This window comes from Paraburkholderia eburnea (assembly GCF_002917095.1).
Taxonomy (GTDB): domain Bacteria; phylum Pseudomonadota; class Gammaproteobacteria; order Burkholderiales; family Burkholderiaceae; genus Paraburkholderia; species Paraburkholderia eburnea.
Map to the genome: position 1 here is coordinate 124,076 of NZ_PQGA01000010.1, position 25,348 is coordinate 149,423.

The 25,348-nt window shown below is 63.8% G+C and carries 22 protein-coding genes; 12 read left to right on the plus strand and 10 right to left on the minus strand.

Annotated features, from left to right (window positions below; genetic code table 11):
* The 5 genes from B0G62_RS18820 to B0G62_RS18840 form a co-directional block, all read right to left on the minus strand.
* Entirely contained in the window at positions 1-2,280 is a 2,280-nt protein-coding gene (locus B0G62_RS18820) for an FAD-binding protein (protein ID WP_103705730.1), read from the minus strand.
* 56 nt (positions 2,281-2,336) lie between these two features.
* Positions 2,337-5,453, minus strand: a complete 3,117-nt coding sequence (locus B0G62_RS18825) for an O-linked N-acetylglucosamine transferase family protein (protein WP_244193303.1) — start codon at positions 5,451-5,453, stop codon at positions 2,337-2,339.
* A gap of 212 nt (positions 5,454-5,665) precedes the next feature.
* On the minus strand, positions 5,666-5,965 hold the full coding sequence (locus B0G62_RS18830; protein ID WP_103705731.1) for a flagellar protein FliT: 300 nt from the start codon (positions 5,963-5,965) through the stop codon (positions 5,666-5,668).
* A gap of 30 nt (positions 5,966-5,995) precedes the next feature.
* Positions 5,996-7,567, minus strand: coding sequence for a flagellar filament capping protein FliD (fliD, locus tag B0G62_RS18835; protein ID WP_103705732.1), 1,572 nt, complete (start codon positions 7,565-7,567; stop codon positions 5,996-5,998).
* A 143-nt stretch (positions 7,568-7,710) separates the two neighbouring features.
* The gene (locus tag B0G62_RS18840) at positions 7,711-8,934 is read right to left on the minus strand and encodes a flagellin (RefSeq protein ID WP_103705733.1); all 1,224 of its coding nucleotides are present in this window, start codon (positions 8,932-8,934) and stop codon (positions 7,711-7,713) included.
* Positions 8,935-9,277: 343 nt separating this feature from the next.
* Here B0G62_RS18840 and B0G62_RS18845 point away from each other — a divergent pair, with 343 nt between their 5' ends.
* Together B0G62_RS18845 and rpsU are read left to right on the plus strand one after the other, a co-directional pair.
* The gene (locus B0G62_RS18845) at positions 9,278-10,219 is read left to right on the plus strand and encodes an aldo/keto reductase (protein WP_103705734.1); all 942 of its coding nucleotides are present in this window, start codon (positions 9,278-9,280) and stop codon (positions 10,217-10,219) included.
* Between the two features lie 416 nt (positions 10,220-10,635).
* Positions 10,636-10,848, plus strand: a complete 213-nt coding sequence (gene rpsU, locus B0G62_RS18850) for a 30S ribosomal protein S21 (RefSeq protein WP_006401410.1) — start codon at positions 10,636-10,638, stop codon at positions 10,846-10,848.
* A gap of 97 nt (positions 10,849-10,945) precedes the next feature.
* On the opposite strand, the gene B0G62_RS18855 is transcribed toward rpsU, so the two are convergent.
* Entirely contained in the window at positions 10,946-11,395 is a 450-nt protein-coding gene (locus tag B0G62_RS18855; protein ID WP_103705735.1) for a hypothetical protein, read from the minus strand.
* Positions 11,396-11,693: 298 nt separating this feature from the next.
* A complete protein-coding gene (locus B0G62_RS18860) occupies positions 11,694-12,311 on the minus strand; it encodes a DNA-3-methyladenine glycosylase I (protein ID WP_103705736.1) in 618 nt (205 codons plus the stop codon).
* A 181-nt stretch (positions 12,312-12,492) separates the two neighbouring features.
* On the opposite strand from B0G62_RS18860, the gene B0G62_RS18865 reads away from it, so the two are divergent.
* Together B0G62_RS18865 and B0G62_RS18870 are read left to right on the plus strand one after the other, a co-directional pair.
* On the plus strand, positions 12,493-13,389 hold the full coding sequence (locus tag B0G62_RS18865) for a glucosamine kinase nucleotide-binding domain-containing protein (RefSeq protein ID WP_103705737.1): 897 nt from the start codon (positions 12,493-12,495) through the stop codon (positions 13,387-13,389).
* A 94-nt stretch (positions 13,390-13,483) separates the two neighbouring features.
* Entirely contained in the window at positions 13,484-14,308 is an 825-nt protein-coding gene (locus B0G62_RS18870; RefSeq protein ID WP_103705738.1) for a Cof-type HAD-IIB family hydrolase, read from the plus strand.
* A 33-nt stretch (positions 14,309-14,341) separates the two neighbouring features.
* Here the strand turns inward: B0G62_RS18870 and B0G62_RS18875 are convergent, their stop codons facing one another.
* Both B0G62_RS18875 and aqpZ read right to left on the minus strand, forming a co-directional pair.
* Positions 14,342-15,037, minus strand: a complete 696-nt coding sequence (locus B0G62_RS18875) for a histidine phosphatase family protein (protein ID WP_103705739.1) — start codon at positions 15,035-15,037, stop codon at positions 14,342-14,344.
* Between the two features lie 163 nt (positions 15,038-15,200).
* On the minus strand, positions 15,201-15,947 hold the full coding sequence (gene aqpZ / locus B0G62_RS18880; RefSeq protein ID WP_103705740.1) for an aquaporin Z: 747 nt from the start codon (positions 15,945-15,947) through the stop codon (positions 15,201-15,203).
* A 290-nt stretch (positions 15,948-16,237) separates the two neighbouring features.
* On the opposite strand from aqpZ, the gene B0G62_RS18885 reads away from it, so the two are divergent.
* Entirely contained in the window at positions 16,238-16,540 is a 303-nt protein-coding gene (locus tag B0G62_RS18885; RefSeq protein WP_103705741.1) for an H-NS histone family protein, read from the plus strand.
* 205 nt (positions 16,541-16,745) lie between these two features.
* Here the strand turns inward: B0G62_RS18885 and B0G62_RS18890 are convergent, their stop codons facing one another.
* Positions 16,746-17,813, minus strand: a complete 1,068-nt coding sequence (locus tag B0G62_RS18890) for a glycosyltransferase family 4 protein (protein WP_103705742.1) — start codon at positions 17,811-17,813, stop codon at positions 16,746-16,748.
* A gap of 603 nt (positions 17,814-18,416) precedes the next feature.
* On the opposite strand from B0G62_RS18890, the gene flhD reads away from it, so the two are divergent.
* The 7 genes from flhD (at position 18,417) to B0G62_RS18925 (ending at position 25,161) form a co-directional block, all read left to right on the plus strand.
* On the plus strand, positions 18,417-18,734 hold the full coding sequence (gene flhD / locus B0G62_RS18895; RefSeq protein WP_103705743.1) for a flagellar transcriptional regulator FlhD: 318 nt from the start codon (positions 18,417-18,419) through the stop codon (positions 18,732-18,734).
* Positions 18,735-18,829: 95 nt separating this feature from the next.
* Entirely contained in the window at positions 18,830-19,381 is a 552-nt protein-coding gene (flhC, locus tag B0G62_RS18900) for a flagellar transcriptional regulator FlhC (protein WP_103705744.1), read from the plus strand.
* A 280-nt stretch (positions 19,382-19,661) separates the two neighbouring features.
* Positions 19,662-20,522 (plus strand): flagellar motor stator protein MotA, encoded by an 861-nt coding sequence (motA, locus tag B0G62_RS18905; protein ID WP_103705745.1) that lies wholly within the window; start codon positions 19,662-19,664, stop codon positions 20,520-20,522.
* Positions 20,523-20,569: 47 nt separating this feature from the next.
* A complete protein-coding gene (motB, locus tag B0G62_RS18910) occupies positions 20,570-21,673 on the plus strand; it encodes a flagellar motor protein MotB (protein WP_103705746.1) in 1,104 nt (367 codons plus the stop codon).
* Positions 21,674-21,743: 70 nt separating this feature from the next.
* The gene (locus tag B0G62_RS18915) at positions 21,744-22,118 is read left to right on the plus strand and encodes a response regulator (RefSeq protein WP_103705747.1); all 375 of its coding nucleotides are present in this window, start codon (positions 21,744-21,746) and stop codon (positions 22,116-22,118) included.
* A 124-nt stretch (positions 22,119-22,242) separates the two neighbouring features.
* Complete coding sequence (gene cheA, locus B0G62_RS18920) at positions 22,243-24,561, plus strand: chemotaxis protein CheA (RefSeq protein ID WP_103705748.1); 2,319 nt, start codon at positions 22,243-22,245, stop codon at positions 24,559-24,561.
* 60 nt (positions 24,562-24,621) lie between these two features.
* The gene (locus tag B0G62_RS18925) at positions 24,622-25,161 is read left to right on the plus strand and encodes a chemotaxis protein CheW (protein WP_103705749.1); all 540 of its coding nucleotides are present in this window, start codon (positions 24,622-24,624) and stop codon (positions 25,159-25,161) included.
* Positions 25,162-25,348: the final 187 nt, after the last annotated feature.

A 25,348-nucleotide genomic window follows, 5' to 3' on the forward strand; every position in this document is an offset into this window, starting at 1 on the left:
TCAGGTCATCCACTGTCCCTGAATCTTGAAGATCCCCGCGGGGTCCAGTTCCTTGCGCAATTCGGAAAATCGGTTCCACTCGGGGAAGGCCTGCGCCACGTATCGTTCGTCGTGGATGGTGTGATGCTTGCCCCAGTGCGGCCGTCCGTGAAAACGATGCGCGAACTGCTCGAATGAATCGAATGCGGTCGTGCGCCGGCTACGGTCGATCTCCGCCCAGGCGAGATTGATGGCCACATTGCGCTCGTCGATATTCGGGCCGAGCATCGACTTGCCTTCGCCACGCAGATATTTGAATTCGAGAATGCGCCCCTCGTTCTCGCCGAAAAACGGCGAATCGTGGAGTTGCGTCATCAGTTCCGGCAGTTGTGAACCGGCAAAAGCATATTGCGCACTCATGGAGCGCACTTGAGCGTCGCGTTCGAATAGCGGCACGCGCGTGGCGGAAGGCGGGTCGGGCAGGAGTCCATACCAGTACGGTTGCTCCATGCCGCGGGCAATGAACGGGAAGCCTTGCCCTTCGGCAGAGGCGCGTTTGCCGTACACGATATGCAGATTGTCCGAGCCGATGGGCCACTTGCACCACGCGTAGTCGAAGCCGGCCCACAACTCGTCCTGCACGGCCAGGAACGTCTGCGCGTCGAGCGTGGACTGGAAGAATTCGAAGTGCTCGATATCCACGGCCTGCAGCTCGACTTCCGCGATGACGCCGAGCATGCCGACCGAGACACGCGCGGCGCGCAGCAATTCCGGATGATGCGACTCGCTGAGCTTCAGCAATTCGCCGGACGCGAGCACCAGCGTCAGTTCGGTCACGCGGTCGGACAAGGTTCCATGACGCAAGCTCGTGCCGTGACTTCCCGTCGAGATGACGCCGCCGATCGTGCTTTGCGGGCTGCACGTCAAGGACGGCAGACACAAGTTGTGGCTCGCAAGGGCCCGGTTCATGTCGCCGATCTGCACGCCCGCCGACGCCTTGATGCGCTTGCTCCGCATATCGATGCTGATGCGAGGTTCGAGCTTTTCGGTGTTGATCAGCAAGTCGTCCGTGACGACAGGCGAGGCCCACGAGCGGCCGGCGCCCATGACGCGCACGGCTCGCTGGCTTCTGCCGGCCTGCGCGACCACGTTCTGCAATTCGGCCAGCGTCGCACACCACTCGATCTGCTTCGGCCGGAACGACACGGAGCGCTCGAACGTATGGACTTCGGGCCGGGCGGGCGAGACCGTTCGGGGAATCGCATCGGCGGGACGCGCGGCAACGCCCGTCTTGCCCGATCGCACCATGGCGTCGATGACCGCCATGTCCATCAGTGCCTCCATAGGCGTGCACGCCAGCGCGTGCTCGCCGCGCAGTGCGCCGATGCTGTGTTTGAGCGTCTCATAGACACCACCGGTTTCCCAGCCGTCGAAGGAGAGGTCGAACGTCTGTCGCCCCGACGGCGTGACCAACTCCAGCGCGCCAAGCCGGAAATTCACGCTCAGCAGGCCGTGCGAGCCGCTGATCTTCAGATCGGGGCTGTGCACATCCGTCGCGTGCGAGGCGAAGGCAATCTTGAAGGTGCCGGGTATGCCGCGCTCGAACGTCATCAGCGAGGCGAGCGTGTCGCCGCCAGGCGAGAACGGGCGCATCGTCGCGGTTCGCGCGTAGACCTCGCTCACTTCGCCAAACCAGGCACGCAGGGCGGCGATGTAATGCACGCCGAAGTCCATGGCGTATCCGCCCGAAAACGAGGCCGTCTGGCGCCAGCCTTCGGGTTCCGGTCCCAACGGAAAAGTGAAGTCGAAGCTGATGTCGTAGATCTGGCCGATCACGCCGTCACGCAACAGTTCCGAGACCTTTGCGACGAGCGGCTTGCACCGGTAGTTCTCGTTCACGGACCAGAAAGGCCGCTCCTTGAGCGTGGCATGAAAGTCGAGTAGCGAAATGGCCTCTTGAACGCTTGCTGCACAAGGCTTTTCGCTGATTACGGCTTTGCCGCTGCCGAGCGCGGCGCGAATGGCCGCCGCCGCGGCCGGAATGGGCAGGGCGATCACGATGAGGTCGATGTCGCGGTCGGCCAGCAATTCGTGCGGCTGCGTGTATGCCCGCAGATCCGGTCGGCCGAGAATCGCACGCGCACGCGCGAGCGACGCCTCGGAGCGGGCACAGACCGCGTCGAGGCAGACCAGGTTTTCCTGTTCGAGCCTTAGCAACGCCGGGAAGTGCGCCTTGAGGGCAAACGAACCGCATCCCCACACCGCAACCCGAATCGCGCTCGGGCTCTTTTCTATAGTCATCGTCAGTCCACTAACAACACCGTCTGCATTCGCGCCGGAAGCCCGATCCGCCAGAATTAGTCTTTGTATTTGCGCAGATAAAGATCGTAGCTTTCACGCCAGACACGCGACCCGAATGCGCCGACACTTTCATGCACCACGCTCAGCGGCCACGTGCCGATGCGCAAGCCCTTGAGTTCGGCCTGGCGGCAGAGGTCCATGTCGTAGAAGTGGAACTTGAACTGCTCGTCGAAACGCAGCTCGTGGCGTGCGAACATTTCGCTGTCGGCAATCAGCAAAAGACCGTCGAGAAGCTTGCACTCCTGTTGGGAGGGACCAAACATCAGGACGTTCTTGCTCGGGAAGCCCTTGCCGTGACCGACGGTGCCGCTCAGATATCGAGCCTCGTCCCAGCGCATGTCCGCCGTGGCGAAGCACCATGCCGGTTGACGCGGCAGGCGGCGGCGGTTGCCGGCAATCCCCGCCATATCGAAATGCGCGAGCGACTCGCGAATGCGCTCGTCCCAGAAGTAGTCGGTGAGCCAGACATCGTCGTGAACGAATACGAGAATGGCCGGATTCTCCACCGCGTAATCGATCGCCGAGTTGTAGATGGTGGACAGTCCGCGCGAGTTGTTGTCGAAGAGCTGCAACTGCAGGCCCGGCCGCTTTTCGTAAAGCTTCAGCGAGCGTCCAAGCGCGGTTTCCTCGAAGAACTTCTCGCGATCGCAGCGTGTGCCGCAGACGAAGCGGATCGGCTTGATGCCTGCGGGAAGGCCGCCGTTGTTGATCAATAGCGTGGGCCGGTCGGCGGATTGCGCATCGAGTGCCGAGGCGGCCAGTACGTCGTCCGTGTGTACTTCGAAATGCTCGGGCGCGATCCCGTCGCACCAGCGTTGCCACATGATGCGAAACGCGCGCGACGCGGCAGCCGAGATGGCTTGCGCGTCGATCAGGACGGACTGCCGGCAGTATTCGCGAAGCTCCTGCCGCACGACTGCGAGCGCTTCGGGGTCGGCGGCCAGCGCGGCGCACTTGCGCACGAAATCGTCCTTGTCCTGCGCGACGAAGGCCGCTTCGAGACCGAGGTGCGAAAGCCAGCCCGTGCTGCTGCGGCTCGCCATCGAATCGCCGGGCAGCGTCATGGTGGGCACGCCCATCCACAGCGCCTGCATGGTCGTGGTCGAATTGCCGAACGGGAAGGTGTCGAGGCAGACGTCGATCAGATTGTGCTGCTGCAGATAGGTCGTGACATTCGCGCGGCCCAGAAAGCTGATGCGACTGGCCTCGATGCCCTCTTTCCCGAACATCTCGATGAGTCTGATCATCTGATCCTTGGCCGCAATCGCGCCGATCAGCAGGCGCGAATCAGGCACTTCGCGCAGCACGCGCGCCCAGAGCGCCACGACTTCCTTGCCGATCTTGACGATCCGGCTGAAGCTGCCGAAGGTGATGAAGCCGTTTTTAAGCGCGGGCAGCGCGTTGACGTCCGGCGATTTCGGGTGCGGCTTGAAGGGTGCGAGCGCCGGCAGGAACACGAGTTTTTCCGAGAAGCGGCTCTCGAACTCCTTGAGCGGCGTGACGAATCGGTCCGACATGTAATAGTCGACGGCATCCAGACCCGTCGTGGCCGGATTGCCGATCCAGCTCACCTGGACCGGCGCCGCTTTTTGCGCGAAGACCACGAGGCGGTTGCGCCCGGTATGGCCGGACAGGTCGACGAGAATGTCGATGCCGTCGTCGCGGATCTTTTGCGTCACGACTTCGTTAGACATGCCGAAGATTTCGGTCCATGTCTGCGCATGCTGGCGAATCTCGGCGGTGAAGCCGTCGGTCACCACGTAATTCGAGTAGATGTGCACCGACAGGCTGGTGTCTTTTACCAGCTGCTCCAGCACGGAGAGGAAAAAGTAGGCAACCGGGTGATTGATCAGGTCACCCGAAACGAAGCCGATTTTCAGGCGCCGAGCCGGATTGCGATCATTGGTGTGCGCGGGCGTGCGCCCGCGCAGCGGCGCTTCGTGGCGTGCCGAATATTCGCGGAATTCCGCAAATGCGCTGGCCGCATCGAGGTCCGGTTTGTGCATCACGTAAAACAGCAGGTTGCTGTGGGTCGATGCCTGCATCGGTGCCAGTTCGAGCGCGCGGCGAAACGCGGCTTCGGCCTCTTCGAACAGTCCATGTCTGCCCAGCGCGGTTGCCAGCGAGTCGAACTCGATGGCGTTCGGCGTCAGTTCGATGGCGCGGCGCATATGGGCGAAGCCCTCGTCGGGCTCGCCCGTTTCAAGCAGTGCGCAACCCAGGTTGCGATGCAACGCGGCGCTTTCGGGGAAGCGCTTGAGGGTCTCAAGGCAATGCGCCTTGGCCCGATGGTACTGACGGGTGATGACGAGCCGGTCGGCCAGCAGCGTCTGGGCGACCATGTGATTGGGCAGCAGGCGCGCGGCGTGTTCGCCGGCCTCGACAGCCTCCGAATAGTTGCCGGTGGATTGCAGGACGCGTCCGAGTTCGATCCAGCATTCGCCGTGCGAAGGATATTGCTGCGTCAGACGGCGCGCGACCTTCAGCGCCGCATCGAGTTTCCCGCTATTCAGGAGTTGCTGGAGCTGATACTGGTCCTTGGCGCTTGCCCGGCGCGTGTCGAGTTTCACGGGCGCGTCAGCCGTGGTCTCAGCCGCCGCGGGGGCCTCGTCGCCACCTGCGGGCGCCTGGGAAGCTGGCTCGGCTTCAGCTTCGGTTCTGGCTGCAGCCTCGGGCTGCGGCGCGGCCGGCACAGGCTCTTCTTCGCCATTTACGCGTGCAAGCAGCGTGCGAACCGCCTCTTCGGGCAGGCCTTGTTGCTGCGCGATGGTCAGCGCGGCCCGCGCTGCGTCGGGCTGGCCGCTTACGGTCAGGGCAGTGATGTAGTAGATCCAGATCTGCCCATTCTGGGGGGTGTGCCCGAGCACGACCTCGAAATGCGGTGCCGCCTCGGCGGGTTCGTCCGCCTGGAGGCGCAGCACGCCGAGGTGATAGTGGGCATCGACATGTTCGCTGTCCACGGCCAGCACGGAGGCATAAAGCTTCGCTGCCTCGGCATATTCCTGCTTGCGATGGTGCGCGATCGCGATCTGCATCACGCGGTCGATGTCCTGTTCCTGTTGCGCTTGCGGGGGAAGCGTGGTCGTGTCGGTCAAAGCGGGAAAAGCAGTCATGACGAAGGCGCGCGTGGGCGTCCAGGGGGCGGGAATTGAAGGAATTATGAGGGGGACGCGAAGGCAGCGATGCGCCGAGGTGGGGCCAAAATATCCGCCAATTTGATGGGTAAATGACCGTTGGCCAGTCGCACAAAAAACAAAAGGCCCGCTTCAAGCGGGCCTGGGCAGGGCAAGGGCGAAGGACTGGAAAGCGCGTCGTTGTTCCGGGGTCAGAACTGCGCGACGCGCTGATACTGGCTGACGTTACGAGTCGCGCGCATGCTCGCCTGATACTCCGCGCCGAGCGCCCGCTGAGCCACTTGCGCCGCTTCGGCGACCCGGCCGTTGATCGCTAGGATTTCCTTGATCCGTGCGAGCACGGCGGGCGGCTGCTGCGCACCGAGCGACATCAGCAGCGGCGAGCGGGCATCCACAAGTTGTGCCGCCTGCTCCCATTCGCCCACGGCTGCTGCCTGCTCGATGGCCTTGGTGAATTGCCAGATGCGTTCGATGCCGGTCTGTGCGTCCATGGCTTGCGCCCCCTGGTCGGTTATCTCGCGTTAGCTCTTGTCGGTGGCCAGCGCGCCTGCGCTATTGGTGCCGCCGAACAGCTGCGTCAGGTACTGCTGGTTGTTGTTCATCGTCGCCATCAGCGTGTTGAGCGCCGTGAACTGCGCAGTGTACATGCTGGTCAACTGGGTCTGGTAATCCGTGAGATTCGTCTGCTGCGTCGTCAGATTCGTCAGATCGGTGTTGAGCGCATTCGTGCGCGTCGCGATTGCGCCCGTGGTCGACAGATAATTCGTGATGTTCGTGTTCAACTGCTCGGCGACGCCGTTGGTCGAGTTGAACAGCGTGGCGATCGTCGACTGGTTGTTCTGCAGCGCGCTGTTGAGCGTGTCGCTGTCGATCGAGAGCGTGCCGTCGGCGCCCAGCGTGACGCCAATCGACGCCAGGCTGGTCGTCGTATTGCCGTTCTTCACGCCGGTCGCCACGATCGTGGCCAACTGGTTCTGGATCATGTTCAGCGTCGAGTCGCCGAGCAGCACGCCCTGCGATGTCGAGGTCGCGCTGAACGACGTCAGCGTGCCCATCGCCGTGACGAGCGTGTTGTACAGCGTGACGAAGTTGTTGATCGCGCTCGATTGCGCGCTCGTGTTTTGCGCAACCGTCAGCGTCTGGGGCGATGTGCCAGTCGTATCGATGGACGCCGCCGACAGGCTCAATGTCACACCCGACAACGCGGACGTCACGGTGTTGCTGGAGCTGGTCACGCCGGTGCCGTCGATCGTGAAATAGGCGTCTTGCGCCGGGGTCGACTGCTTCCAGTACGTCTGGTTGTTGGTCGTCGACTGGTTGTTCGCGAGGTCCGTGGACGATGCGCTGGCGTTGCCGGTCAGCGACGTGCCCGGGTTTGTCGTCACCGCCAGATTGTTCAGCGCGTCGCCCGTATTTGCGTCGCTAATGCCCACGGTAATGCCGCCCGCGGAACCCGTGGTGGTCGCGTGCAGCACGAGGTGAGCGCCATCCGCGCCATTGACGACCGAGGCCGTGACGCCGGGATTGTTGCTCGCGCTATTGATGGCGGCGGCGATGCCGGAAACCGTGCTGTTCGAGCTGTTCAGCGCAATCGTCGTGCTGGCGCCGTTGACGGTGAGCGTCATCGTCGCCGACCCGCTGACTAGCGGGGTCGTCGCGCCATAGGCCGTGGAGGTGAGCACCTGTGCCTGCGCGATCTGGGCGACATCGAGCGAGTACGTGCCCGCGACCGCGCCGCTGGCCGCCGTGGCCGTAATGCCGGAGCCGCTGGTGGTCGCCGAAAAGGCATTGACGGTCGTGCCGTCGGAGAGCGTGCCGAGGCTCGCCTGAAGCGCCGAAAGCGCTGCCGAGAGCGTGCCGTAGGCGGAAATCTGGGTATTGTCGGTCGACTGCGAAGTCGCGATCGTAGCGGCCTGGCCGGCGATCTTCGCATTCACGAGTGCCGAAACGAGCGAGCTCACATCCATCGACGAGTTGCCGGTCGAGCCGCTGATGATCGACTGGGCGGCTTCCTGCAGAGCGGCATTCGATGACGCGGTAGTAGCGGCAACAGTGCTCGCAATCGTGCTGGCGGCCGTATTAACGGTGGACATGGACAGGCTCCCTGCTTGGGCGGTGTCGTGTGAATCGGTTCAAACCGGGGAAATGCCAATCGGGAGGCGAGCCTCCCGACTGGTGTGTGCCGCACGTACCGGGATGGCAGCGGTACATGCGACGCTTCTTGCTACGGAGCTCGTTACTGCAGGAGCTTCAGGATCTGCTGCGGTTGCGAGTTCGCTTGCGCCAGAACCGAGATACCTGCTTGTTGCAGCACTTGAGCCTTCGACAGGTTAGCCGTTTCTTGCGCGAAGTCAGCGTCCTGGATCGACGATTGTGCCGTCGAGAGGTCGGTCGACTGAGCTTGCTGCGTCGTGCCGATTGCCGTGAAACGGTTCTGTGCCGCGCCGAGCGTTGCCTGCAGGTTGTTCAGCGTGTTCAGCGCGTTGTCGATCGATTCCATCGCCATCGAAGCGCCGCTTGCCGAGCTGATGTCGATGTTCGCGACCGTCGACACCGTGTTGAGCGCGTCGATCTGCGAGCCGATCGCATCTTCCGAAGCCGAGCTGTAGCCCAGGTTCGCCGACGAGCTTGCGCCCGACATCGTTGCGTCGAGGTCCGATGCAAATGCTGCGCCGACGGCCGAAGCATCGCTTGCGGCGATGACTGCGTTGCCGTTTGCGTCCGAGCCGATCGTCACGCCCGTGAATGCGCTCGAGATGTCCGCAGCGCTCAGTGCCTGGTTGTTCTGGTCCGTCAGGGTGTAGCCGCCGCTGCCGTCGGAGATCACGTTGATCTGCGTGATTGCAGCCGAGCCGCCCGTGCCGCCTGCGTCCGAGCTGAGTGCGCCAGCCGAGTCGAGCGACAGGTTGGTGAACGAGCCGAGCGTGTTGCCAGCTTGCGGCACGCCGCTGCCGATTGCTGCTGCCGACATGTTTTGCGACAGGTTCAGCGTGATCGTCTGGCCGACGTTCGCGCCAACCTGGAACGACACCGAACCCAGCGAGCCGTTCAGGACGTTCATGCCGTTGTACGTCGTTTGCGACGCGATACGGTTGATTTCCGAAACCTGTTGCGAGACTTCCTGTTGCAGTGCTGCGCGGTCGTCATCGGTCATCGAGCCGTTGCTTGCCTGCGTGGCCAGCTGGCGGATACGTTGCAGGCTGCTCGTCAGCGACGACAGGCCGCTCGACGCGGTTTGCACCATCGACACGCCGTCGTTCGAGTTCGACACACCTTGATTCAGACCGTTGATCTGGGTCTGCATGATGTTCGAGATTGCGAGACCTGCTGCATCGTCAGCTGCGCTGTTGATGCGCTTACCCGACGACAGGCGGGTGATAGCTTGCGACAGTGCGCTGCCCGAGCTGGTCAGGTTTTGCTGTGCAACCAGCGAGTTGATGTTGCTGTTAATTCCGAGCATGGAAATTCTCCTAGTCGGGCGATTAGCCCGTTACAAGCCATAATGACTGCGGCGGAAGCCTGGGTTCATTGCTGGCCGCCTCAGTAAAGGTTGACGGCGTGGGTGCAAAAAACTTGAGGGAGACGAGCAAACTATCGAGACCTCTTTTGCAACACGCAAAAAAACCTGCTGCGCACCGCTGGTTTTCTGCATGCAGCCGGGTTGCCGGGCACGTTCTCCCTCTTGCCAGTTTGTTTACGGCAGGACCGGCGCATGGTTTAGCGCAATTTCCTCAGGTCGCTGCAGCCATGCACAAGCCGGCGTATCCTCGATGGTTCCGCTCTCGCCCTACTTTGGAGACATCATGGAACAACGCAGGATCGGCACTTCTTCCTTGCAGGTCGCACCGCTCATGTTCGGCGGCAACGTGTTCGGCTGGACCGCCGACGAGGCCACCTCGTTCTCGATCCTCGACGCCTTCGTCGACGAGGGCCTGAATTTCATCGATACGGCGGACGTGTATTCCGCATGGGTGCCGGGCAACCAGGGCGGCGAATCGGAAACCATCATCGGCAAGTGGCTCGCGAAGACCGGCAAGCGCGACAAGGTGGTGATCGCAACCAAAGTCGCCAAGAGCGCGCATCGGCCCGGACTGTCGGCGGCCAATATCGCCGCGGCGGTGGAAGATTCGCTGCGCCGCCTGCAGACCGATTACCTCGACGTCTATTTCTCGCACGAAGACGATCAAAAGGTGCCGCTCGAAGAAACGCTCGGCGCGTACCAGAAGCTGATCGAGGCGGGCAAGGTGCGCGTGGCGGGCGCGTCGAACTACACGGGCGCGCGCATCGAAGAGGCGCTGGCGCTTGCCCACAAGAGCGGCCTGCCCGCGTATCAGATCGTGCAGCCCGAATACAACCTCTATGACCGTGCCGCCTACGAGGCCGATATCGAGCCGGTGGCGCTCGCGCAGAAGATCGCGGTCGTGCCCTATTACAGCCTGGCGAGCGGCTTCCTGTCGGGCAAATACCGCTCGCGCGAGGATCTGGCCAAGAGCGCGCGCGGTTCGCGCGTGGAGAAATATCTGGACCATCGCGGCATCCGCATCCTTGCGGCGCTCGATTTCGTGGCGCAGCGCCACGGCAGCACGCTCGCGGCGGTGGCGCTCGCATGGCTGATCGCCCGGCCCAGCATCACGGCGCCGATCGCCAGCGCAACATCGCTCGAACAACTCGACAGCCTGGCGGCTGCGGTGCATCTGAAGCTCGATCCCGCCGATATTCAGGCGCTCAACGACGCCAGTGCATGACGGGGACCGATCAGTTCGGGATGGGTTTAGCGCGGGCAGGACGGCGCTAACCCAGGACTCCTGAAGGTGCGTGGCGCGCGCTCAGGCCGCGAGCGCCACGCAAGTGTCTGAAGCGACACGAGAAACCCCTGGTCGCCAGGATTTTTTCCTGATATCATTGAGAGTGAATTGAGATCTTTGCCTGTTTTGTTGCCGTGTTCGTTACTGTTGGCGGCCGCAAACCGGCGGTCAGGCGTGTTGCTGCAAGGTCAACCTGGCCGCGTTCCGCTGTGAACCCCCTACTTCTCTTTTCCGGCCTCCGTGGCCGCCTTGCCTCTCGTTACACCCCCACGTTGGTGAACGACCGGAGGGCCGGTGCGTGAACGCCTTTGTGTTTACGCCTTTGTACCGTATCAAGTGATTGAGTTAGGACATACATGACGACGATTCTCCTGAAGGAAAACGAGCCGTTCGAAGTGGCAATCCGCCGCTTCCGCCGCGCAATTGAAAAGAACGGCCTGATCGCAGAACTGCGTGAGCGCCAATCGTACGAAAAGCCGACGGCTGTTCGTAAGCGTAAGAAGGCAGCTGCAGTCAAGCGTCTGCACAAGCGTCTGCGTAGCCAGATGCTGCCGAAGAAGCTCCACTAAGAGCCGCTTCAGCTTCCGCCAGACGGCGGCGCATGCTTCGAAAGAAGCTGCGCCGCCGTTTGCATTTCTGCGGTGGTTTTCGCGAGCATGGCTGGGCTCAGGCGGCGTCCAGAAGGCGTTGCGGCGAGAGCCTGAATTGCGCGGCGATGGAAAGTAGACGCTCGCGCCATTCCCATACGCCGAATACGTCGTGGACGTTCTGCAGGCAACTCAGCAGATTGACGGTGTGGGGATCGTAGATGTTGACATGGGCGCGAAGCAGCGCCTTTCTGAGCGCGGCGACGCCCACGTCCATGTACGCGGGCACGTCGCTCGCATCGCGCGCGATGTAGCGCACGGGAATGCCTTCCATCGCGCTCGTGTAGTCGCGCGGGCGGATTAAATTGCCGACCGGGCAGCCGCCGTAGTTATGCAGACCGCCGCCGCTATAACCGCCTCGATAGGCACCGCCGCCGCGCGGCAGCAACGCCGCGCTACCCTGTCCGAACAGATGCGCCACGGCGCGGTCGAAGATTTCCTGATGGGTCAGGAAGTGTACGTTTTTCATGTTGGCCCCCTGCGCATGGCACAGCGGTTAGGTCTCCCCGGACACGCCGCACGCCTTCCGGCGCGCTCCCCGTTCCGCGTCCTGTCGCGGCCGTCCTGCTGCGTTGACCCCGGACGCATCCGTTATCAGTTATATCGGCGCGCCATGGGAAAACCGTTGGGCCGCGCACCCAGCCAGCGAGAAACCGACGCGAACTGATTCACGCGCGATCGGGCAGCCAACGCGCCGCGCCTTGATGCGCAAGGGTGGGCGACGCGCGAACCGTCTCGCCTGGGACTTTCCCGGACCGTACGCTGCTTCAGGCGCCTTGCGTCGCGCGAGGCTTGCTTTTGCCTTTCGCTTTCGCCTTGCCGAGCGCTGCGCATGTCTTGCGGCAGGAGCAGTCGCGCTGGTGGTCGTTGACCATGCCCACGGCCTGCATGAACGCATAGCAGATCGTGGTGCCGACAAATTTGCAGCCATACTTCTTGAGCGCTTTGCTCAGCGCGTCCGACACCTCGGTGGATGCGGGCGCGTTGAGGTACGACTCCAGATCGCTTTGCAGCGGTGTGTCGTTGACGAACGACCAGACAAACGCCGCAAGCGAGCCATGCTCCGCCTGGATCTGCTGGACGGCGCGCGCGTTGAGAATCGTGGATTCGATCTTGCCGCGGTGGCGCACGATCGACGCGTCCTCCACGAGTTTTTCGACCTGTTTCGGCGTGAACCGCGCGACCTTGTCGATATCGAAATTGGCGAAGGCACGCCGGTAGCCTTCGCGCTTGTTGAGGATGGTCGACCACGACAGCCCGGCCTGCGCGCCTTCCAGCACGAGCATTTCGAAGAGGTGCCGGTCGTCGCGCGACGGCACGCCCCACTCCTCGTCGTGGTATTGCGCGAGGGCTTCGCTTGTGGCCCAGCTACAGCGTTGTGTCACGTTGATTCTCCTGGCGGTATCGCAATCGAGCCTCGCAAGAATAGCGGATCGTCGGCGCGCCGCCACCTGGCCATCCGGCCAATTGTGCGAATGGCGCCGAGCCGTTAGTCTCTGCGGCACGGTTCGGTCTTCAACCGCTTTTTCAACCGCGTTTTCAACGTTGCTTACAGTCCCTCACATCATGCAGACATATTCCTGGTTGATCGGCGTCGACGGCGGCGGCACGGGCACGCGCGTCGCGCTCGGCGACGCGCAGGGCAAGGAACTCGCGCGCGCCGCCGCTGGCCCGTCGGGGCTGGGGCTCGGCATCGAACGCGCCTGGCAGTCGATCGAGGAAGGCGCACGCGCCGCGTTCGAGCGGGCCGGCGTCGCGTTCGACTGGTCGCAATGCGTGCTCGGCTGCGGCCTCGCGGGCGTGAACAATCCCGACTGGCTCGCGGCATTTCGCGCCGCTGCGCCCCCCGTGGCGGGGCTCGCGGTCGAAAGCGACGCCTATACGACACTGCTCGGCGCGCACGGTGGCGACCCCGGCGTGGTCGTGGCGCTCGGCACGGGCAGCATCGCGGCGGCGCTCGATGCGTCGGGGGCATGTCATATCGCGGGCGGCTTTGGTTTTCCTTCCGGCGATGAAGCGAGCGGCGCATGGTTCGGCCTGCGCGCGATCGTCTGGGCGCAGCAGTCGCTCGATGGGCGCGTCGCGCCCGATGCGCTTTCGCAGGCCTTGCTCGCACACACGGGCGCGAGCGATCGCGACAGCCTGATCGTCTGGCTGTGCGCGGCCAATCAGACCGCCTATGCGAGCCTCGCGCCTGTGGTGCTCGCGCATCGCGACCATCCGTTTGTCGCGAAGTTGCTTGCGGAAGCTGGCGAGGCGGTCGCGCGCATGATTTCGGCGCTCGATCCTGCTGCCGCGCTGCCGGTGGCGCTAGCTGGCGGTCTGGGTCAACCGCTGCGCGAGTGGGTGCCGCAGGCCGTGCGCGAGCGCTTGCGCGCGCCGCTCGCGGACTCGGCAAGCGGCGCCTTGCGGCTGGCGCGGCGCGCCGCCCAACGAAAGCGCGAGGGCATCGATGGCGCGTGACGCATGGGCGACGGGTCGGCCGGCAATCCCGACAACACGGCTGAAGTCGCCGGATGCTAGCATTGACGGTTTCCCGCTAGCCGCCTGAACTGCCATGTACAAGGTCATTGCCACCGATCTCGACGGAACGTTGCTCAACGCCGACCATCAACTGGACCCGTTCACGGTTGCCACGCTCACTAAGCTCGATGCGCAGGGCCTGAAGTTCATCATCGCCACGGGCCGCCATTACAGCGACGTGGCCGGCATTCGCGACATCCTCGGCATTCCCGCGTATCTCATTACATCGAACGGCGCGCGCGTGCACGGTCCCGACGACGCGCTGATTCACGCGAGCAATCTTCCCGAGCCGATGGTGCGCCGCCTCGTCGCGCCGGACACGGTGGGCGAACATGGCCGCGTGATTGTGAGTCTCTACACCGACACGGAATGGTTCATCGACCGCGACGCGCCCGAACTGCTCGCGTTCCATCAGGATTCGGGCTTCACGTACCGCGTGACCGGGGATCTGGGCGCGCTGGGCGGCGCGGGCATCGCCAAGGCGCTTTACATTGGCGAGCCGGCCGATCTCGCGCATGTCGAGGGGAGCCTCACGCGTGAATTCGGCGATGCGCTCTATATCACTTACTCGCTGCCCGATTGTCTGGAAGTGATGGTCGCGGGCGTGTCGAAGGGCCGCGCGCTGCGCGTCGTGCTCGATCGCCTCAATCTGGACGCCGCACGTTGCGTGGCGTTCGGCGACAACATGAACGACATCGACCTGCTGGAAACGGCGGGCCATCCGTTCATGATGAACAATGCGAATCCGCTGCTGATCGAGCGCCTGCCCAGGGTGCCGCGCATCGGCAACAACTTCGAGGCGGGCGTCGCGCATCACCTGCGCAAGCTGTTTGCGATCGACGACGAGATCGCCGGTTGAGTGGGGAATGAGCGCCGATCGGGCGCTGCGTAATTACTGCGCGGGCGGCTTCGGCGCCGGCAATCCCGCGCACGGGCACTCGTCGCTCACGCTGTCCAGGTCTTCGCGATCGTGACTGAAGCGCACGCGGGGCGTGCCGCTGCTCCAGTCGACGCGCACGACGTAGATGCTGTCGAAATCCGCGCTCTTCCATTTGGGCACGTCGGACGCCGACCCGCCGTGCTCCGCGACGATCTTGCGCACCATCGCCTCGATCTCGCGATGTTCCCAGCCGATCAGCACGATACGGTTGCGCCAGGACGGATCGAGCAGCGTCTTCTCCAGCGCGTCGGTGTGGGAGTGGCCGTAGGGCGTCTGGATTGGCAGTCCGAACTGGATCGCCGTGGGCTCGACGGTCGCGAGCGGACGCACGTAGTAATAAGCGTGGCCGCGATCGTCTTTCTGCTCGCCGGGGTCTGGCGCGTAGACCGCGTCGGGTTTGCCGTATTTCGCGGCGATCACGGCGGGCAACGCCAGCGCCCGGTTCAAGCCCTTGCAGTCGAGCTGGCCGAGTCCTGCGTCGGGCTTTTCGCCGTGGCGCACAAAGATCAGCGTTGCGAGATCCGACGTGTCCGAAGCGGTGGCGGCGTGGACCCCGCTCGCGCCTGCGAGGAACCCGCCCGTCGCGGCGAACAGTTGCGCTGCGAGCGTCACGGTGAAGCGGCCCAGCCTGTGTCGTGAATGCTTCATGCCGTGCGCCTTGCCTGAAAGTTGGAGGGTGCGCCGATTCTAGCAGCGGCGCCGATCTCGCCGACGCGACGCCCGCACGCTGGCGGGCCTGCCCGTGCGTACCGCGAGCGCCAATAGAAACGGGCGCCGAAGCGCCCGTATCCCTTACTCGACACCGCGCGAATTACGCCTTTACGCGCGCCGCCAGTTCGGCCACGGCTTCGCGGCGGCCGGCGATCAGCGGGTACACCACGCCCGCGATCACGGCACCGATGATCGGCGCGACCCAGAACAGCCAGAGCTGCGAGATGGCCTCGCCGCCGACGAACAGCGCCGGGCCCGTCGAACGCGCCGGGTTGACCGAGGTGTTGGTGACCGGGATCGAGATCAGGTGAATGAGCGTGAGGCACAGGCCGATGGCGATCGGCGCGAAGCCGGCCGGCGCGCGCACGTCGGTCGCGCCCAGAATCACGAAGAGGAAGAACGCCGTCATCACGACTTCGCAGACGAATGCCGCCGCGAGCGTGTAGTGGCCCGGCGAGTGGTCGCCGTAGCCGTTGGTGGCGAAGCCGCTCGCCACGAGGTCGAAGCCCGGCTTGCCGGTGGCGATGCACGCGAGCACGGCCGCGCCGATCACCGCGCCAATCACCTGCGCGACGATGTACGGCAGCAGATCGCGCGCCGGGAAGCGGCCCGCGACGGTCAGGCCGACGCTCACCGCCGGATTCAGGTGGCAGCCCGAGATGTGGCCGATGGCGAACGCCATGGTGAGCACGGTCAGGCCGAAGGCGAGCGCTACGCCGACGAAGCCGATGCCGAGCCCATGAACGGGGCCGGCAAAGCTGGCGGCGAGTACCGCGCTGCCGCAGCCGCCGAGAACCAGCCAGAAGGTGCCGAACATTTCGGCCAGAAGTCGTTTGGATAAGTGCATGGTTAGACGCCTCGAAAAGTCATTTGACGGGGAGCCGAATAGAGCACCGGCACCGTGAAATGCCAGATTCTAGGGAGTCGCGAAAAGCATGGGTGTCAAGGATTGTTAATTCTGATGTAATTGTGCTCATTATTGCACCGGATGAGATCCGAATTCCTTAAGCCGGCATTGCGTCCTTAATCGAGGAAATATCGCGATAAAGCAGTATTAGCAGTGGTTGCTAATTCTGTTATTTACGTCTAATCTGCGATCGAGTCAGTTTGATCGACAATGAAGGCGGGGAGGGAAAAATGTCACAATATTCAGAACTCAAGGCGCAAATCGCCCGGCTGCAGGCCCAGGCCGATGAAGCCCGGCGCACCGAAGTCGCCGATGTCATCACCATGATCCGCGAGAAGATCGCCGAATACGGGCTGTCCGCCCAGGATCTCGGTTTTGCCGTCGCGGTTGCCGCCCGGCGCGGGCGACCGCCCAAGAAGGCGCCGCTGCCGCCGCGCTATCAGGATCCGAAGACCGGCGCGACCTGGAGTGGACGCGGCAAGCCGCCCAAATGGATTGCGGGCAAGAATCGCGAGCGTTATCTGATCGTTTGACGAATGGGCCGCGCAAGCGGCCGCCCGACAGCACGTTGCCGCGCGTATCTATATAAAAAGAGCCGCATGACGTAGCGGCTCTTTTATAAGCAATGGGTAATCGAGCTATATCAGCGTACGCAAACGATTCACGCTGCCCGTTTGTGGTGCTTTTATCTCAAGAATGCCGAATTGATTGCATCGGGCATGCGCAACCTCATTGGACTCAAGCACCTGCTGCCACACGGCGCAGCACGGGACGCTGAGAGGCTTCGATCAATGCCGAATAGCTTTCGACATAATTGCTGGCCATCGTGTGCGAAGTAAAGCGACGCTCGAATTGCGCGCGAATCGCTTCACGCGAAAGCGAATCGATATTCTGTAACGCCGCCACGGCGCCCTGGACATCCTCGCAAATGAAACCGGTCACGCCCGGATCGATCACTTCAGGCACCGATCCACGGTTGAACGCGACTACGGGCGTGCCGCAAGCCATCGCCTCGATCATCACCAGGCCAAACGGCTCGGACCAGTCGATCGGGAACAGCAGCGCCTTCGCGCCGGAGAGGAACTCGGGCTTCTGCGCCTCGTTGATCTCGCCGATAAATTCGACGTGCGCCATCGACAGCAGCGGCTCGATTTCGTTCTTGAAGTAATCCTGGTCGACCTTGTCCACCTTGGCGGCGATCTTCAGCGGCAGGCCCGACAGCGCGGCGATCTTGATCGCGGTATCCACGCGCTTTTCCGGGCAAATGCGGCCGAGGAACGCCAGATATTCGGGCTTTTTGTCCGTGCGCGGCGTGAGCAGATCCTTCGGCAGGCCGTGATAGATCGTGTTGAGCCAGTTGGCCTGGCCGAGCGGCTGGCGCTGCGAGTCCGAAATCGAAATCACGGGCGCCTGCGGGAACGAGTCGAACACCGGTTGCAGCTCGGGCAGATCCAGACGGCCATGCAGCGTCGTCACGAATGGCGTGTCGAGTGTCGAGAACAGCGGAAACGGCAGGTAATCGAGATGAAAGTGCAGCACGTCGAACTCGTGGGCCATGCGGCGCACGCGTTCGAGCAGGACGATGTGCGGCGCGAGCGCGTCGCGGATCGTCGGGTCGAGGCGCAGTGCGCGCGGCCATGCGGCCTCCAGCTTTGCCGAAGTGACCGAATCGCCGCTGGCGAACAGCGTCACTTCGTGTCCTTGATCGACCAGCGCTTCGGTCAGATAGGACACGACCCGCTCGGTGCCGCCGTACAGCTTCGGCGGGACGGCTTCGTAAAGTGGCGCAATTTGTGCGATTCGCATCGGCTTGATCTCCTTGGCAAAAACCGCGTGTGTCGGCAACGACAATCCAACGGAAAAATGTGGGCACTGCGGTATCGGGTTATCCCTGATTCCAATTATGGACGTCTGAAAGTGTGTGACGAGCTGTTTTGCAAACGCTTAAAGTTGTTACAGCGGGATACACCCGTTGATAAGCGGCCGTTGCAAGACGTGATGCCTCCTGGCGGGGGCTGAGCGCAATTCATGTGCCCGGACGCGCCGAAATGTTTCGACCCCGTAAGTAAATGTGCTTTGACCTGCTTTACAGCCGGTTACACGCAAGTGAAAAGCCTTTTATAATCCGCAGAGGAATAGCCTGATATGCCAGCGGCATTAGTTGTTCGGCTTCCATCCTTCTTTCTCTACCGATTGTCAGAAAAATTCCTACACAAAAAGGGAAGTTTTTCTGGCATCGCGTCGCGGCATCCTTCCGATTTTCTTTTGCGAGTGCCCTCGCCACAATGCAGGGACGACCACTAAGCGGGCCGTTTGCTTTGCTGTGCGCCTGTCGCGCACTCAGTTTGACGGGCAAACGTTTCCGTATCAGGCCTGACCAGCCGCTACGTTTCGAATTCGGGGGAATCCATGAGCGCGACGACGCCAAGCGACATGCTCAGCGAGATCAAGGAAGTCAATCTGTCCTATTTGTTGCTCGCGCAACGACTGCTGCGCGAGGACCGTCCGACAGGCATGTTCCGGATGGGCATTTCGGCCCAGCTGGCCGATGTGCTGGCCAATCTCACCTTCGCGCAAACCGCGCGTCTTGCTGCATCCAACCAGCTGCTTTGCCGCTTCCGCTTCGACGATCACGCCATCCTGGGCGCGCTCGCCGACAAGGGCAAATCCGCGCAGACCCATTCCGCCATCCTGATGGCCGGCCAAAGCGTCGAGCGGGTCGGCTGAGCGCCGCTCGGGCGCGGCGCCCGCTTCAGGCGAGCCGCGCGCGCCTTTACCAGAGTCCGCGTGCGGACCGATTAGCGGGGCGATGCGGGAGCCTGATGGCGACAAAAAGTGTGGTGCTTGAGGTCAAGGAGATCGCGCTCGCGATCGAGCTGATCGAACTGGGTGCACGGCTGCAACTGCTCGAAGCGGAACTCTCGCTGTCGCGCGATCGCCTCATCCGGCTCTACAAGGAAGTGAAGGGCGAATCGCCGCCCAAGGGCATGCTGCCGTTCTCGACCGACTGGTTCATGACGTGGCAGCCCAACGTACATTCCTCGCTGTTCTACAACACGTACCTGTTCATGAGCGGCCAGGGCCGCTGCGACTCCGTGCGTGCAATCGTGAAGAGCTACCGGCTCTATCTCGAACATGTGCGCATCCAGGAGGACGAGCCCGCCCTGAGCCTCACGCGCGCCTGGACGCTGGTGCGCTACTTTGCCTCGGGACTCTTGCAGATGACGCGCTGCACGCGTTGCGGCGGGCGCTTCGTTGCGCACGCACACGAGCCGCAGCGCTACTACGTGTGCGGCCTGTGCCAGCCGCCCTCGCGCGCCGGGCGCACGCGGCGCAACGCCGTTGCCGCTTCCCCGCCGCCCGCGCTGCCGTAGTCCGGCAGCGGCGCCCCTTGAGGCAGGGCTGCGCCAGCGCGGGAAAATGGCGACAGATTGTCGCCGCATTCCGCCGACAAATTGGCCCGCGCCACACCGCTTGCCGCCTTGACGGCACGACCGCGCGGCGCGGCTGATGAACCCGGCCCCAATTCGCTTTGCGCGAGCGGGCCGCCTGTCCATCCAATCCCAAAGTTTTTCCGGCCCGTGCCGTAAACCCAACTAAGGGAGCGGGCCAATCGCGGTTCGCAGCGCAATATTCTCCAGTGAGGACCCGTCTGTGCTGATTATCGTTGGAACACTCGTGACGCTCGTTTGCGTCTTCGGCGGCTATGTCATGGAGGGCGGCCACCTTGCCGCCCTTCTGCAGCCGGTCGAAGTGCTGATGATCGCCGGGGCGGGCCTCGGCGCGTTCATCCTCGGCAATGGCATCAAGACGATCAAGGCCACGCTTCGCGTGCTGCCGGCGCTCTTCAAGGGCTCGAAGTACAGCAAGGACGTGTACATGGAGCTGCTCGCGCTGCTCTACGTCCTGCTCGCGAAGGCGCGCAAGGAAGGCACGCTCACGCTGGAAGCCGATATCGACGATCCGCAAAAAAGCCCGATCTTCACGCAATATCCGAAGATCCTCGCCGACCATCACATCGTCGAATTCCTGACCGACTACCTGCGTCTGATGGTGGGCGGCAACATGAACGCGTTCGAGATCGAAAGCCTCATGGACGAGGAAATCGAAACCCACCACGCCGAAGGCGAAGCGCCCGCGCATGCGCTTGCGAAGGTGGGCGACGCGATGCCGGCGTTCGGTATCGTCGCGGCGGTGATGGGCGTGGTGCACACGATGGCGTCGGCCGACAAGCCGCCCGCCGTGCTCGGCGAGATGATCGCCCAGGCGCTCGTCGGCACCTTCCTCGGGATTCTGCTTTCGTACGGCCTGATCGGCCCGCTGGCCTCGCTCGCCGAGCAGCGCGTGACCGAGTCCACCAAGATGTTCCAGTGCATCAAGGTGACGATTCTCGCGAGCCTGAATGGCTACGCGCCCGCCATTGCCGTCGAGTTCGGCCGCAAGGTGCTGTTCTCGACCGAGCGTCCGTCGTTCTCGGAACTCGAAGAGCACGTGCGCCGCGTGAAGGCGAAGTAAAAGCGACAAAAGCGACGTAAAGGCCAGGCGAGTAAGAGGAAGCCGAGATGAGCAACAACAAGGACCGCGCGATCGTCGTCAGGCGTGCCGCCCCGAAAAAGGGCGGTCACCACGGCGGCGCATGGAAGCTCGCTTATGCGGACTTCATGACCGCGATGATGGCGTTCTTCCTGCTGATGTGGCTGCTCAGCTCGGCATCGACGGTGCAGTTGAAGGGCATCGCCGACTACTTCAACCAGCCGCTGAAGGTCACGCTCTGGGGCGGCGATCGCAGCGCCGAAGATTCGTCGATCGTGAAGGGCGGCGGGCGCGATATCTCCTCGCAGCAGGACGGCGTCACGCGCCGCAGCGACGGCACGATGTCGCGCACGGACCGCAGCAGCGTCAAGCACAACGACGACGACGCCACGAAGCAGCTGGAAGGCTCGCTCGAACGCAAGGAAGAAGTGCGTCTGCACGACCTGCAGGTCAAGCTGATGGCCGCGATCGAGGCGAACCCGGTGCTGCGCCAGTTCAAGCAGCAGATCCGCGTCGATTCGACCTTGCAGGGCCTGCGCATCGAAATCGTCGATTCGCAGAAGCGGCCGATGTTCGCGACGGCGCGCGATGTGGTCGAGCCGTACATGCGCGACATCCTGCGGGCGATCGGCAAGACGCTCAACGACGTGCCCAACCGCATCGTCGTGCAGGGCCATACCGACGCCGTGCCGTACGCAGGCGGCGAAAGCGGCTACAGCAACTGGGAGTTGTCCGCCGACCGCGCGAACGCCTCGCGCCGCGAGCTGATCGCGGGCGGCATGGACGAATCGAAGGTGCTGCGCGTGCTGGGACTGGCCTCCACGCAGAACCTGAACAAGGCCGATCCGCTCGATCCGGAAAACCGCCGCATCAGCATCATCGTGCTCAACAAGAAGTCGGAAGACGCCCTGGAGCGCGACGACTCCACGGCCACCACGCTCTCGGACGATGCCGCGGGTTCGGGCAAGTCGCTGCTGCCCGCGATCTCGCAGGGCGCGACTGCGGCAACGCCGGCGGGGCCGAACGTGACGAAGGCGCCGCCGGGCGTGGCGCCGGTGGCTCCCGCGAGCGTGAAGCTCGCGCCGGCGGCCGCGGGCATCGCGCCTGTCATGCCGGGCAAGCCCACGCCGTAAGGCTGGCGCGAACAGACGAACAGCGACGAACAGCGACGAACAGCGGACGAACAGCGCGAACGAGGAACGGATGATCAGAAATATTCTGGCGATCGACGATTCGGCATCCATGCGGGAAATCCTGTGTGCGGCGCTCGGTTCGGCGGGTTACGAAGTGACGACGGCGAACGACGGCGAAGAGGGGCTTGAGCATGCGCTCGCGCAGCGCTTCGACCTCGTGCTCACCGATCTGTACATGCCGCGCATGGGCGGGCTGGACCTGATCAAGCGGCTGCGCGAGAACCCGTCGTACCAGGAAACGCCGATCCTCGTGCTGACCACGGAATCGGACGAAGGCTTCAAGGCCGCCGTGCGCGAAGCGGGCGCGACTGGCTGGATCGAAAAACCGGTGGACCCCGAGCTGCTCGTCGATCTGGCGAGCGCGCTGGGCGAAACGCAACCTTGACATCAGGCGCGCTGCGATAGACCGCACGCAGATCCTGCCCCTGCACTGACGGCAGTGCATGGACCAGGACCCGGAAGCGGAATCCACGGCACGCCCCCCACGCATCACTTGCGGTGAAAGAGCAATGACTCTCGACATCACTCAGTTCTACCAGACGTTTTTCGACGAGGCGGACGAGCTGCTCGCACAGATGGAGCAGCTTCTCCTGAACCTGAACGTCGGCCAGCCCGACCCCGAGGATCTGGCGGCGATCTTCCGCGCGGCGCACTCGATCAAGGGCGGCGCGGCGACGTTCGGCTTCACGGCGCTCACCGAGACGACCCACGTTCTCGAATCGCTGCTCGACCGCGCGCGCAACAACGAAATCGTGCTGCGCACGGACATGGTCGACGTGTTCCTCGAAACCAAGGACGTGCTGTCCGACCAGCTCGCGGCCTACCGCGCGAGCGCCGAGCCCGACGCGGCGACGGCCGCCGCCATGCGCGCCAGGCTCGAGCGCCTGAACGCGGAAAGCAGCGGCATCGCCGTGCCGGACGTCGCGCCGCCGCCGTCGCCCATCGTGCCGATTCCGGCTCCCGTGATGTCCGCGCCCGCGCCCGTCGTGGATGCGGAAGACGACCTCGAAGCCGCGTTCGAGGCGCACCGTCCGGCCTCCTTCGCGATCACGAACAGCGGCGGCGCGAGCGTGCCCGATCACGTCGTCGACGAAGCGCTCGCCGCCGCGCCCGCGACACCCGCGGCGGGCGGCGCCGCAGCCGAAGGCCCGCATCTGCGCATCACGCTGCGCCGCGTGGGCGCGAAGGATCAGGAACTGCTCGCCGAAGAACTCGGCAACCTGGGCCGCATCCTCGGCCAGGTGAAGACGGGCGACGACCTGACGCTGTGGCTCGAAACCGACGTGACCTCGGACGACATCATCGCCGTGTGCTGCTTCGTGATCGACGAAAGCCAGATTTCGATCGGCCGTGGCGCCGCGCCGCAAGGCGATGCCGAACCTGCAGCCGAAGCGCCTGCGCCGCTCGCCATGGCGGCGCCGGCGCCGGTTGCCGTGCCGCCCGCGCCGGATGCGGCTATCGTACCGGCCGCACCCGCAGCGTCTGTCGCCCCGACTGCTGCGCCGGTCGCCGCGCCCGCGCCTGTCGCAGCCGCACCGGCCGCCGCGGCGTCGGCCACCGAACATGAACGCAAGCCGCGCGCGGCTGCCGCCGCCTCGGCGGAAGGCAGCTCGATTCGCGTCGGCGTGGAGAAGGTCGACCAGCTCATCAATCTCGTGGGCGAACTCGTCATCACGCAGGCGATGCTGGCGGAAACCACCAGCACCTTCGATCCGGCGCTGCACGACCGCCTTTTCAACGGCATGGCGCAGCTTGAGCGCAATGCGCGCGATCTGCAGGAAGCGGTGATGTCGATCCGCATGATGCCGATGGATTACGTGTTCAGCCGCTTCCCGCGTCTGGTGCGCGACCTTGCCTCGAAGCTCGGCAAGGAAGTGGAACTCGTCACGTTCGGTCAGGCGACCGAACTCGACAAGAGCCTGATCGAGCGCATCATCGACCCGCTCACCCACCTCGTGCGCAACTCGCTCGACCACGGCATCGAAACCGTGGAAGCGCGCCGCGCCGCGGGCAAGGACGGCACCGGCCAGCTCGTGCTGTCCGCCGCGCACCACGGCGGCAACATCGTGATCGAGGTGAGCGACGACGGCGCGGGCCTGCGCCGCGACAAGATTCTCGCCAAGGCGGCCAAGCAGGGCATGCAGGTCAGCGACACGATGTCGGACGACGAGGTCTGGAACCTCATCTTCCTGCCGGGTTTCTCGACCGCCGAACAGGTGACCGACGTGTCGGGCCGCGGTGTCGGCATGGACGTCGTCAAGCGCAACATCCAGTCGATGGGCGGCCACGTCGAGATCACCTCGCACGCGGGCAAGGGCAGCACCACGCGCATCGTGCTGCCGCTCACGCTGGCGATTCTCGACGGCATGTCGGTGAAGGTCGGCAACGAAATCTTCATCCTGCCGCTGAACTTCGTGATGGAGTCGCTGCAGCCGCGCCACGAGGACATCTACACGGTCACCAACGGCGACCGCGTGGTGCGCGTGCGCGGCGAATACCTGCCGCTCGTCGCGCTGCATGGCGTCTTCAATGTCGAAGGCGCGCGCACGGACCCGACGCAGGGCATCGTCACCATCATGGAGACCGAGGGCCGCCGCTTCGCGATGCTGATCGACGAACTGGTCGGCCAGCAGCAGGTCGTGGTGAAGAACCTCGAAACGAATTACCGCAAGGTGCACGGCATTTCGGCGGCGACGATTCTCGGCGACGGCAGCGTCGCGTTGATTGTCGACGTAGCCGCGCTCAATCGCGAAACGCGCGCGTCGCACGGCGTGGCCGTCGGCTCGCACGGCGGAGCGAACTCCGGCTCGTTCGCCGAATTCGCGTGAAGAGGCGCACCGGCATGAGCACGCATCAACCAACCATTTCCCAACCGTTCAGGGGCTAACGTGGCAGAAGTCCATTCCATCCAGGGCGGCGGCGCACAGGGCGCAGTCGCTGGCGCGCACCGCCGCGACGCGCAACAGGCCGACGCAGGCGGTCAGGAATTCCTCGTCTTTACGCTGGGCGCGGAAGAGTACGGCATCGACATTCTCAAGGTCCAGGAAATCCGCGGCTACGAGAGCGTGACGCGCATCGCCAACGCGCCCGAGTTCATCAAGGGCGTCATCAATCTGCGCGGCATCATCGTGCCGATCGTGGACATGCGCATCAAGTTCCACCTCGGCCGCGTGGAGTACGACCACCAGACCGTGGTCATCATCCTGAACGTCGCGCATCGCGTGGTGGGCATGGTGGTGGACGGCGTGTCGGACGTGCTCACGCTGCAGACGGACCAGATCATGCCGGCGCCGGAATTCGGCGCCACGCTCACGACCGAGTACCTCACGGGCCTCGGCACGGTGGACGGCCGCATGCTGATCCTGATGGACATCGAGAAGCTCATGACGAGCCGCGAGATGGCGCTGATCGAAGCGCTGGGCGTCTAAGGCGCGCGAGCGTAGAAGACAGGGCACATCGACATCAGGGACGGAGCAAGGTTGTTGCAACGGGGGTGAGGCCGCAAGGCCCGCGCTAGAGGAAGAGCGGACAAGCCGCCGCTTAAGAGCGGCAAAACCGCCAACGCCGTATCGCTTTCCTCCAGCGCTTTCCGCGATCAACTTGCTATCGACCGGC